Source organism: Kosakonia quasisacchari, assembly GCF_004331415.1.
In the GTDB taxonomy this organism is placed as follows: domain Bacteria; phylum Pseudomonadota; class Gammaproteobacteria; order Enterobacterales; family Enterobacteriaceae; genus Kosakonia; species Kosakonia quasisacchari.
In genome coordinates this window covers 181,220-192,586 of record NZ_SJOP01000012.1, presented here as the reverse complement: position 1 = coordinate 192,586, position 11,367 = coordinate 181,220, and the positions used below count along the sequence as shown (strand labels likewise).

General features: G+C 39.9%; 10 protein-coding genes. All 10 read left to right on the top strand.

Annotated elements, in window-relative coordinates; translation table 11 throughout:
- The first annotated feature begins 350 nt into the window (after nucleotides 1-350).
- The 10 genes from E0L21_RS25015 (at nucleotide 351) to E0L21_RS14805 (ending at nucleotide 11,128) form a co-directional block, all read left to right on the top strand.
- Nucleotides 351-521 (top strand): hypothetical protein, encoded by a 171-nt coding sequence (locus E0L21_RS25015; RefSeq protein ID WP_165501919.1) that lies wholly within the window; start codon nucleotides 351-353, stop codon nucleotides 519-521.
- Between the two features lie 70 nt (nucleotides 522-591).
- Complete coding sequence (locus E0L21_RS14845; RefSeq protein ID WP_165501918.1) at nucleotides 592-1,737, top strand: efflux RND transporter periplasmic adaptor subunit; 1,146 nt, start codon at nucleotides 592-594, stop codon at nucleotides 1,735-1,737.
- Complete coding sequence (locus tag E0L21_RS14840; protein ID WP_131410773.1) at nucleotides 1,738-3,678, top strand: ATP-binding cassette domain-containing protein; 1,941 nt, start codon at nucleotides 1,738-1,740, stop codon at nucleotides 3,676-3,678. It begins immediately after the preceding gene.
- Nucleotides 3,675-5,063 carry an efflux transporter outer membrane subunit gene (locus E0L21_RS14835; protein ID WP_131410771.1) on the top strand — a complete coding sequence of 463 codons (1,389 nt, stop codon included), beginning with the start codon at nucleotides 3,675-3,677 and terminating at the stop codon, nucleotides 5,061-5,063. The genes E0L21_RS14840 and E0L21_RS14835 overlap by 4 nt, the downstream gene beginning before the upstream one ends.
- Before the next feature lies 1 nt (nucleotide 5,064).
- On the top strand, nucleotides 5,065-6,306 hold the full coding sequence (locus E0L21_RS14830; protein ID WP_131410769.1) for a beta-ketoacyl-[acyl-carrier-protein] synthase family protein: 1,242 nt from the start codon (nucleotides 5,065-5,067) through the stop codon (nucleotides 6,304-6,306).
- Nucleotides 6,303-7,088 carry a MaoC/PaaZ C-terminal domain-containing protein gene (locus E0L21_RS14825; RefSeq protein WP_131410767.1) on the top strand — a complete coding sequence of 262 codons (786 nt, stop codon included), beginning with the start codon at nucleotides 6,303-6,305 and terminating at the stop codon, nucleotides 7,086-7,088. The genes E0L21_RS14830 and E0L21_RS14825 overlap by 4 nt, the downstream gene beginning before the upstream one ends.
- Nucleotides 7,089-7,102: 14 nt before the next feature.
- Complete coding sequence (locus tag E0L21_RS14820; protein WP_380210626.1) at nucleotides 7,103-7,339, top strand: acyl carrier protein; 237 nt, start codon at nucleotides 7,103-7,105, stop codon at nucleotides 7,337-7,339.
- Between the two features lie 18 nt (nucleotides 7,340-7,357).
- Nucleotides 7,358-8,083 (top strand): SDR family oxidoreductase, encoded by a 726-nt coding sequence (locus tag E0L21_RS14815; RefSeq protein ID WP_131410763.1) that lies wholly within the window; start codon nucleotides 7,358-7,360, stop codon nucleotides 8,081-8,083.
- Nucleotides 8,084-8,125: 42 nt separating this feature from the next.
- A complete protein-coding gene (locus tag E0L21_RS14810; protein ID WP_131410761.1) occupies nucleotides 8,126-9,067 on the top strand; it encodes a hypothetical protein in 942 nt (313 codons plus the stop codon).
- 15 nt (nucleotides 9,068-9,082) lie between these two features.
- The gene (locus E0L21_RS14805; protein ID WP_131410759.1) at nucleotides 9,083-11,128 is read left to right on the top strand and encodes a peptidase domain-containing ABC transporter; all 2,046 of its coding nucleotides are present in this window, start codon (nucleotides 9,083-9,085) and stop codon (nucleotides 11,126-11,128) included.
- Nucleotides 11,129-11,367 lie beyond the last annotated feature (239 nt).

The following is an 11,367-nucleotide window of genomic DNA, read 5'->3' as shown; positions in this document are numbered from 1 at the left end:
GATGGTGCAGGATTTCGGGTCAGGGTCAATTATCAGCTGCTTCACATATTTGCTACATTTAAAATGACGTGCAAATAGATGTTTAAAAAACACACCATTTATACATTCCAAAAACGCTTTAAAATTTTCAAAAGCGCTTTAAAAACTTCAAATAAACGCATTAAAACTTCAAAAAACACCTTAAAAACTTCACAAAAAATTTAAAAATTTCAAAAAAACGCTTTAAATTTTTAAAGATGCTTTTAATTTTTTATTGATTAAATATTTTTTTGGTAATGCGATATATTTCATTCCGTTCTGAAATGAACGATTGGCAATTAATTGAAGTACTATTACACAAGGGAATTAAAATGTTTAAAGCTACAGTATTAGAATCCAAAGAAAGTAAAGCAGTTGTAGGCGGAATGATTGGTCCATACGGCGAATGTTATTTTGTTGATAACCGTGCTAATGGCGTATATGGCTGGTACCGTGATGAATCAGATAAAAACGGTTTAGCAAAACGTTGTGACGAGAAGTAATTCACAACATTAATTAAGCAGTAAAATTAAAACAAAGGCCAGTTTCTGGCCTTTTATAATGGTCATGAGTGTGAACATAAAACCTTTTTTTCTGACTTTATTAGTAGCTATAGTTCCTGCTGTATATGCAGTTAATAGCGTATTTCTTTCGGAAAGTGACGTTATTGAAAAAACGAAGAAAGAAAGTTCTCATGTCACCTACTCTGATATCGACCGGCTGATTACCACTACCGGCGTTCTAAAACCCAACGAGCAAGTTAGTGTCGGGGCTCAGGTTAATGGACGGCTTAATAAGCTGCATGTGAAGGAAGGTGATGCAGTCAAAAAGGGCCAGTTGCTGGCTGAGATCGATCCTACGCTTGCACAAAACGATGTCGATAGTGCTAAATCTGAGCTGAATAAGGCATTAGTGCAAAAAAAGATCACGTCACTGTCGCTTAAACAGTCGAAGAGTGATTATAACCGACAAAAGAAAATGTCGGTGGATGACGCCACAACGCTGAGCGACCTCGAGGCGGCGAAAACAAAATATGAAAGTGACAAAGAACAGCTAGATATAAATAAAATTCAAATAGCACAGGCCAGAGTGAAGTTAAACACTGCCCTGGCAAACTTAGAATACACGCGCATCACATCACCCATAGATGGCGTCGTCTTGGGTATATTAACCCAGGAAGGGCAGACAATTGTTTCATCACAGAGTGCGCCGACAATTCTGGTTGTGGCTAATCTGGATGTCATGACTGTAAATATCAAAATATCAGAAATGGATATTTTGAAAACCAGGGCAGACATGCCTTTATGGTTTACTGTCACTGCTTCTCCTGAAACGCGTTATAAAGGGATGCTAAAAAGGATACAACAAATACCAGAAGAAATGCTTTACGATATGAAAAGCAGTTCAGGTGACTCTGCCGGGAGTAAGAAAACGGCTACATATTACAATGGAAGTTTTGACGTAATAAATGATAAGCATGTTTTAAAGCCTGCTATGTCGGTGCAGGTTTATTTAGTTGTTGAAGAGAAAAAAAACGTTAAAGCCATTCCGACAAACTGCCTGGGCGAAATGGTTAGCAAAGACCATTATATCGTTCATTTACTTCACAACAATAAAATAGAAAAAAGACGGGTACAAACAGGGATTAAAAACGCAAAAATCACTGAGATTGTTAAAGGATTAGAAATAGGCGATGTTATAACCAAGGGTAGCGACTAAATGAGCCGCACCGATGAATACATTACATTATCAGATGTTTATAAACGGTATGAGAGTGGCGGCGAAATCGTTTCTGCACTGAAAGGTGTATCGCTAACCATAAAAAAAGGCGAGTTTATCGCAATCGTCGGGCCATCAGGCTCTGGTAAAACCACGCTGATGAATACCATTGGTTGCTTAGATGATATCAGCTCTGGGCAGATGTCATTCTACGGCATTGACGTATCGATGTTAAATGAAGACGACGTTGCTGAGTTACGAAACAAATATATTGGCTTTGTTTTCCAGAAGTACAATCTTTTGCCTTACTTAACCGCGAAAGAGAATGTCGCTTTACCCGCGCAATACACCTCAAAAAACTATAAAAATAGAAATGAACGTGCGGAAAAAATACTTGAGTCGGTCGGCTTAAGCGATCGCGTTGATTTTAACCCAAACCAACTTTCTGGCGGACAGCAGCAGCGCGTCAGCATTGCCAGAGCGCTAATGAATGATGCCGACATTATTTTGGCAGATGAACCCACGGGGGCTCTGGATAGTGTTACGGGTTGCCAGGTTATGGACATATTCAAGACGCTTAATCGAAAGGGCAAAACTATTATCCTTGTCACGCATGATAACAGTATTGCGTCGCAGGCCGACCGAATCATATCCATGAATGATGGTCGGATCGCTAAAGACGAAAGCAGCGTATCAACCAGTGACCTCCAGGCAGCACGCACCAGGGCATTTGAAAAGAATCCGCTTGGTATGATGTTTGGGATCGTCGAAGCATTCAGAACTGCGTTTAGAGCACTGAACGGCCACAGGATACGAGCGTTTCTGTCAATGCTGGGTGTCATTATTGGGGTTTTTGCAGTTCTTATGTCTATTGCCATAAGCGAAGGCGCACACCATCGTATTATGAAAGAAATGAATTTATTAGACACCAACACCATTGAAATCAGGCCAGGTACCAGCTGGAAGTCAATGCCAGATCCCAGTAATCAGCTTCTTGAGAAAGATGATGTTGATATGCTTACCGAGCTATTACCTGAAAGTAAAATTTCACCGGTCATGACATCAACGGCGACGGTAAATAGCGGTGATGGTGATATTGACGCTGCGCTTACAGGTATCAGTAAGGAGTACTTCGATACTGATAAAGTGTTAGCAGGCCATTTGTTTGAAACTGACAATATAACCGCCAGTGATGCCGTTGCCGTTATTGACTCAAGGCTTGCAGAAACCGCATTCGGTTCATCGAATGAAGCGGTAGGAAAATATTTGCAGATTTCCGGCTACCCATTTGAGGTGGTCGGGGTGATCAAAGATATCTCGACGGCATCTGAAAAGACGACATTAAAAGCCTGGATACCATGGACCTCGTACATAAACAGGATTACGGGTCTGATACCCTTTGAAGTCATCCAGGTGCGGGCCAAAGATCAGTCTCACGTTGAGCTTATAAGAGAGAAAATAGAGCAAGCGCTCACGTTTTCACACGGTAAAAAGGACTTTTTTACGGTCACGAATGAGTCAGTGGCAGAAATGATCGTGAATGTCTCTACATCAATGAAACTGCTCACGGTAGCCATTTCTACAATCTCGCTGTTGGTTGGTGGGGTGGGCGTTATGAACATTATGTTTGTTTCAGTGACAGAACGCATTCATGAAATTGGCATTCGTCTTTCTGTAGGGGCGAGTCCTGTTGATATTAAAAGGCAGTTTTTAATCGAGTCTGTATTTATCTGTTTTTTAGGGGGAGCCGTCGGCGTAGCTTTAACAAGTTTAGCCAGCATTATATTCCCTCTTATGACAAACCAATTTGACATGATTTTGACAATAACACCGGTTGTTATTGCCTGTGCGTTTTCATGCTTCATTGGCATCGTATTCGGTTATGTTCCGGCGAAGAAAGCATCATCTTATACGCCCGCTAAAGCATTAGGTTACAAATGAAGTTCAGACAACCATCATTGTTATTGCTGTGCTTATTATGCACCGGTTGCGGCAGCATGTTGAAAACTGAATATCATGCGCCAGAGATAAAATTCCCAACGTCGGGGCAAAGCGATAAAACGGGTTATAAAAATGCTATCACGAATGAAGCATGGTGGAGTGTATTCAATGACCCTCTGTTATCATCGATCATCAATGATACGCTGAAGAATAACAACGATTTGCATGCAGCCGCGTTGAATCTGCTAAAAATCAAGCTGGATTCTGGTGAAATAAATACGAATCTTTTCCCTGATTTTAATATGTCATGGAGTGCAAGTAATAACCGCACTATATTGCATGGTACACCTTCGACGGAGAGTTACAGCTCTTCTTTGTCAATGGGCTATGAACTTGATTTATGGGGTAAGTTAGCGAGGACGAGAGATCAGGGTAAATGGAACATTGATGCCAGTGAACAAGATTTGCAAAACACTGTGTTGGTTATCATTGATTCAATTGCAAAAAGTTTCTGGAACATTGCTAAATTCAATGAACAAATTGAGTGTTATAAACAACGACTTGAGATCGCCAAGTCTACATATCTGGTCGTTAACGCTAAATATGAAAGCGGAGCAGGCACGAGATCTGATGTCTTATTAGCAACGCAAGCTATTTATTCAAGTGAGTTACAACTGCGGAATGTTATTAGCCAAAGGGAAAATGAGCGTAACGCCATGGCCATTGTCTATAACAAAGACAGTATTGACCGTCCGAGAGAAAAAAAAGGACTTGGTGAATACCAGGATATCAAACTGCCTTTGTTTAAGTCTGTGGACATAATATCGCTGCGCCCGGATATACGAGCCGCAGAATCCAGAATAAAAATAGCGATTACGGGCTATGATCTGGCCAAGATTAATTTCTTTCCCTCTATCTCATTGGGCGCGACAATCGGGGCGGGGAGCACTATTTTCACACAATGGTTTAGCGAGCAAACCTTATTACAATCTATCTCGACCACTTTCCCACCGCTTCAATGGAGAAAGTTGAGTTTTGAATTACAAAAAGAAAAGATTGCTGTCGCGTTATCAGTTAATGACTTCAGAAAAGTCGTGCTCAATGCGTTATCTGAAGTGGATAACGCTTTAGATGCCCGAAATAAATCTGAATATGGTCTTGAGATGCAAAAAAAGACACTATCAATTTCTCAGGATCTGATGCGAATAAACACAGTTAAGTACAGATCTGGTTATATATCGTTTCAGACCTTATTGGACTCTCAGGACAATGTTCTTAATCAGAAGATTTCATACGCCGATTGTCAGTACGATTATCTAACTTCTACGATGAAGTTTTTATTATCAATCGGTGGTGGTGAATTTAACAGCAAGGTAAAAAGTTAAAATGGAACATAGACGCGTTGTTATCACCGGCTACGGTGCTATTACGCCGTTGGGAAGCTCAGCGGAAGAAAGCTGGGAATCTATTATGGATTACCAAATAGGTTATCAGTACGTTGATAAAACGGATGCGAGTATTAACTCGAAATTTTATGGCTTGATTGCGAATGAACCTAAGTTAAAGGGGGTTCCTGCTTCTATTCGACGAAAATTACCTCGTTTTGCACGTCTTGGTCTTGCGGCTGCGCAGGAAGCTGTTGCAATGGCATTTAACCAGTCTCAGCCTGCCGATATCTATGACCCTCTGAAATGCGGCACGATTGTCGGCACCGGCTGGGGGGGACTTGATGATGCCTACCATAATTATGATGATTATAAACTCGTTGGTGTTGGCTCGCCGTTTAGCTGCTTTCATATCATGCCAGGTATCGCAACGGCCGCTTGCAGCATCATGTGGGGATTGAGGGGTTATCAAAATACCCCAATAGCAGCATGTGCCACGGGTAGCATGGCTATTGGTGAGGCTTATGAATTAATTAAAAATGGGCAAATGACCATGATGCTTGCCGGTGGAAGTGAATCACTGACATCAAATGCATCGGTGTGGATGATTGATGTGCTTCAGGCGTTAACGCATGAACAACATGATGTCCAAAAAGCCTCTTGCCCATTCAGTCTTGACCGCTCGGGGTTCGTTTTATCTGAAGGCGCGGCTATCCTGTGTATGGAGGAGCGGGAATCCGCCCTGGCAAGAGGGGCGACCATACTCGGTGAAATTAAAGGATACGGGAATTTCTCCGATGGATTTGATTTTACCGCTCCTGCACAGGATAAGCTTTCACGCGTTTCTGCTATCAAGAAAGCGTTAGCTGATTCGGGGTTAAGCGTTAATGAAATTGGTTATATAAATGCGCATGGAACCTCAACCATGCTCAACGATCTCAATGAAACACAGTCTATTAAAGATGTTTTTGGGCGGTATGCATATGAGATCCCCGTTTCGAGCACAAAATCATACAGCGGGCATCTGATTGCTGCAGCAGGCAGCTTCGAAAGTATTGTCTGTCTGAAGGTGTTGGAAAACAATATCCTCCCGGCAACACGTAATCTGAACCGCCCCGATCCAGAATGTAACCTTGATTTCATTCCAAACCAGCATCGTCAGACTGTTGTAGATAATGTACTGAATCTCAGTTTTGGGTTCGGGGGGACAAATGCTGCTCTGGTAATAGGTCGCTCGTTATGACAGACATTACCTATGATGGCTTTCACGGAAAGCGTTGGGCCAATTTCTCAGGTGATTACAACCCGATACACTTTGATCTACTTGCTGTCGCTAAACTGAATCAAGCAGCATTGATTGCGCATGGCATGCGTGTACTGGCGGATATACAAAACGAGCTGATTTATCATGCCGGTATTTTTAGCGAAACATATTCTGCCCCGATAAAATTTTCAGCAAAATTTGAAAAACCGGTATCGTGTGGCACAAAGTACTCTTTAAGCCATAATGGTGGAGAAATAAAAACAACCTTCAAATTGATTGATTCTTCTACAGGCATCACGCATATTCGCGGCGCTATTTTTCAGGCAAATTACCCAGCGTTCAACGATGTTATTGCTGAAAGGATTTTGTCAAAGGAATATCAGGATGAGGCTGTTGCACTGTGGCCAGCTGACATTGAACAAAATTATGCCGTTTTTTTGTCCTCAGTAATGTTCAGAGAACTATTCAGGGCTAAGGATTGGTTTCCTGCCGATTTTTTAAATGAATGTACTCCCGTGCATTCGCTATCAGCATTGTTGTCGCAGGAAAAAGTATTACAAACGCATTACGATTTCTATTGCCATTCTTCCTTGTTTTACAGGGAGGGACAAAAAATTGAAGGTTTGTGTCTCTCTATTGAAAAACCATTGATAACTGGTAATGCAAGTTATGGCTGGTTAATTCAAGTTCAGGTGACGGCAAAAGAAAAAGAAAACACACTCATGCAAATTTCGGCGACACTGAAAGTTGCCATTAACTAACAGGTGAAATGAATATGTACACAGAACTTTATAACGCTATTGCAACCACTATTGCTGATGCAAAAGATCTTCCTTTAGAAGAGATAAACGAGCAAACGACTATCTCCGAATTAGAATTAGATAGCCTTGACTATGTAGAGCTAATGGTATTGGTTAAAAAGGAATTTAATATAACTATAAATTTCGAAGCCACAATGAAATCAACTGACATTACTCTCAAAGAGTTTTGTGTATCCGTTTTATCAGCTTAGCATTTTAGGTACTTAATAATGAGTGACTCATGGATCCTTGTTACAGGTGGAAATCGCGGGATTGGTTCAGCCATTGTAAATGAATTGCGTTGTGACAATAATATTATATTCACTTCTCGGTCGACAAAATCCAGCCTGGATGAAAATAAACAATCCGGTAAGACCTTCATTAAACATGTGGTTTGCGATAACTGTGATGTTGTTCAGGTGGAAATGGTCGCGAAGGATTTGTTAAATCGATATGGGCCGCCTAAAGCCGTCATACATAATGCCGGGGTCACTCAGGATGAACTTCATATTCGTCAATCGATTGATCAATGGCGGAATGTGATTGATACAAACCTAAACGCCATTTTTTATTGGAATAAGTATCTACTTTCTGAAATGATGGCGAATGGCGATGGTGCTATTTTGCTTGTGAGTTCGGTAACGGGAATAAAAGGCAATATTGGTCAAACGGCTTATGGTGCAAGCAAAGCGGCTCATTTTGGGCTGGCCCGGTCATTGGCTCTTGAAGTTGCTCGATTCGGTGTTCGCGTTAATTGCCTGGTTCCGGGGGTCATAGACAGCGATATGACGCAAAACTTATCGGCAGATGCCTTGAAAAAATTACGTTCGCAAATCCCGTTGCGCCGATTTGGCTCTGTGGAAGAGGTGGCAAAGGTTGCACGGTTTATGATTAGTGAGTCTTGTCAATATATGACAGGCCAAACAATTGTGCTTGATGGCGGAATGACCGCTTAACATTTTGGTATAATTCACAAATACAGACCAGTAGAGAGCGTGATGCCAGGCTTTGAATTTCTTAGTTTGTTATTGTCAGGTTATGTTCGTGTTTATTATAAGAAAGTAACCGTTTTTAGAATAATAAAAAGCAAGCTAGTAGCTTTATTTTTTAAATACATAGATTATAGGTTTTTACTCTATATTTCGAAAAAATATTGTTTTCTATTTGGCAAGGATTATGGCCTGAATAGTAGCTTCAGGCAAACTCATTACAACATTCTTGGTTTCCAAAGTACCACAACACATTTTTTTTGTGTTATGCGACAAAAAATATTAAAGAATGCCCTGGCTCATGAGAATAAACAACTGCTAGAACAGTTGGAAGCCTGTGCGGAAAAAATAAGGAGCTATATTGATGAAAATAAAATCTCTTCTCATCTGATATTTGCGCCATTGCACACCGTCTCGGATATTCTACAAACGGTGATTGCTGCGCGGGTTACGAGAAAGCCGGTGGTCGTTGTCTCTGTGCACAATTCAATGCAAAGTCTCCATGAAAAGCAAAACAATAACTCGCAGGGTATCTCTATTGAACAATTCAACCCTGAAGCTATGAAGGGTAACGAAGGAAATAGTTTCCAGGATATTATTTTTTCCCTGGTAGAGAATCAAAAGAACCTTGTTATCTTTCCTGATGCAATTCCAGAATGTACAACCAGGCTTACAAAGAAAAAAATGAAAACGTATCCAGTCCGGTTGCTGGAGCGAAGCTGTGAGTTGCACTCTGGTATTCCTGTTTTCAGCCGCCTGCTAAAACAGTCGACGTTATTTTACTGTATCCAACTGGATGATAAAAACAATTTAAATGTAGATATTTTAGATTGCGTTGGCCATCGTAAGGTCGAAAAGAAAATGCCAGAGTTAGTTGAGTTGGGTATCGGAAGATATAACAATGAATGGACTTTGTGGCACTACACCTCTTTCTTTAGTTATAATTTTTAGGTTTTATTTAATATTATGAAAAAGAAATATCATTCTTCTCCTGAAATGGTTTATCAAGGAGAAATATCCGAGTGTGGGCTTTCATGTGTTTGCATGATGCTCAATACCTTAGGTGAAAATACTACATTAGCTGACTTACGTGATAAATGGGGTGGAGGTAATGGTGCGTCCATCGATTTATTAGTCAGAATACTAAAATCATACGGGTATGAGGCCTTGCCGGTTAAGTTTGATGTTAGCAGCATTCAATATTTACCTGTTCCATGTATATTGCATTATGGCGGAAATCATTATGTTTATGTATATAGCCATCACGGGGCCTTCTTTCAGGTTTTAAACCCTGCTACTGGCAGGCTAATGATCTCGGCGGAAGAACTTGAACTATCGGCAACGGGGTTTGGCTTGATCCTTGATGAATCATTATATAATGATAAAAAAAGCTCGGGTAAAATTAGAAGTGAAAAAGGGTGGCTAGAAAAACTCTCTTTCCCGGGGATCATGAAAAGATGTTTTCTGGCAATATTTTTATCGCTCTTTTCTTTGATTACGCCGATGCTGTTCTCATTTATATCTAAAGACCAAAATTTCTTTGTAGATGAACAGATCAATATTATGTTTATGGGAATGATTATGCTTTTTTGTCTTATATCATTCCTGCAATACATTAGCAACAAATATGGTCTGAATGCTGCGATAAATGCAGCAACAAAATATAAGCCTTCATTATTTAAAAGGTTGCTAAAGAAAGATATTTCTTACTTTGAAAGACGATCTTCTGCTGATATTAATCAGCGGATAAATTCCATTGGAATGGTTGTTCTGAACAGGGAGAAAATACTTAATGATAAATATAAGGCACTGACTATAACTGTTGTTACTCTATGTATAATGTTATGGCTAAACGTTGTTCTGTCGATCCTCTCAATCGGAACCATGGCAATCTTTGGTTGCATTAGTTATTACTTTGCAGGTATCAAAAAGTCATTTTCAAAAAGCCTTGAGGAAAGTGTTTCGGATGTTGAAACATTTAATCTTGAAACAATAAATGGAATCCAGGCGATTAGGTCTGGTGAGCTAAGCACTGGCATCCTTGGAAGGTATAATGCTCTACTTGAAGTGTTGTTTCATCGATACAAAAAGGTAAGCTCTACCGATATTAGACAGAGTGCAATATTTTCATTTCTGAGTAATATTGATTCAATATTGTTTTTATGGATCTCATTTTATAGCATAAGTGAATTACATATATCTTACGGAAATGTGATTGCTTTTTGGTTTTTCAGAAAGATTGCGATGGATAGCATCAATCAATTTTATCAATGTTGTGTTGCGCAGAAGCTGCAAAATGTCTCTGATGAGCGATTAAAAGATATGTTATCTTACAAAGAAATCGACATTACTCGTCAGCATTCTACAATTAAAGAATCAGTTTGTGTCCAGAATCTACAATTTGGTTATGGACCTGATAGTTCAATTATTAAAAATTTAACTATTGAAATACTGTTGCATTCCAGGACGGCTGTAATAGGAACTTCTGGTGCTGGGAAAAGTACATTATTGAAGTTATTGTCTGGATTATATAAGCCAGGAAACGGTAATTTTATTATAGATGGTCATGAAATTAATAAAGATGACCTGCATCTGTTTTATTCCAATATGTATTATCTTCCACAAGGCTCTATCGTCTTTAACGGCACGATTTATGATAATATCGTCTGGTATAGTGGTGGAGAGGCTAATGAACGTGATTGCCGTGCAATGTTGACAAAATTTGGATTGTTGGAGGTGATTACATCTTTACCTGCAGGGTTGTACACTAAAATATCACCAAGTAATCCCGTTCTTTCTTCCGGTCAATTACAGCGATTAATGCTTTGCAGGGCATTACTTTCATCTAAATCTATTATTTTGCTCGATGAGCCGACCGCTAATCTTGATGAAAAAAGTGCTATGCTGGCATTAGACTCTTTAATGACCAGTGATAAAACGATTATATTATCTACACATGATGTTAAAACATTATCCCTGTTTGATAATGTTATTGACCTGGATAATTATTGACCGTTATGCATGTGGTAACTGTGGGAAAGGAAGCTGATTTATGGCCAGCTTCTTTTTAACTTTTAGGTATTTCAAAAACGGTAATACGTTTCAATGTGTATTATTGGTTGGGAAGTAGACCATAGGCCAGAGTCAATTACGGGAATAAAAAAACGCAGGGTTTGTGCTATGCGGGCTCTTAGTGTAAGTACGCGGCATAATCGACCCATTCACTTTCAGAGCTCTTCCTGCATACTCAT

Coding starts and splice junctions, on each gene's coding strand:
- E0L21_RS14820 (WP_380210626.1), top strand. CDS start 7,103: ATGTACACAGAACTTTATAACGCTATTGCAACCACTATTGCTGATGCA.
- E0L21_RS14840 (WP_131410773.1), top strand. CDS start 1,738: ATGAGCCGCACCGATGAATACATTACATTATCAGATGTTTATAAACGG.
- E0L21_RS14835 (WP_131410771.1), top strand. CDS start 3,675: ATGAAGTTCAGACAACCATCATTGTTATTGCTGTGCTTATTATGCACC.
- E0L21_RS14805 (WP_131410759.1), top strand. CDS start 9,083: ATGAAAAAGAAATATCATTCTTCTCCTGAAATGGTTTATCAAGGAGAA.
- E0L21_RS14830 (WP_131410769.1), top strand. CDS start 5,065: ATGGAACATAGACGCGTTGTTATCACCGGCTACGGTGCTATTACGCCG.
- E0L21_RS14815 (WP_131410763.1), top strand. CDS start 7,358: ATGAGTGACTCATGGATCCTTGTTACAGGTGGAAATCGCGGGATTGGT.
- E0L21_RS14825 (WP_131410767.1), top strand. CDS start 6,303: ATGACAGACATTACCTATGATGGCTTTCACGGAAAGCGTTGGGCCAAT.
- E0L21_RS25015 (WP_165501919.1), top strand. CDS start 351: ATGTTTAAAGCTACAGTATTAGAATCCAAAGAAAGTAAAGCAGTTGTA.
- E0L21_RS14810 (WP_131410761.1), top strand. CDS start 8,126: ATGCCAGGCTTTGAATTTCTTAGTTTGTTATTGTCAGGTTATGTTCGT.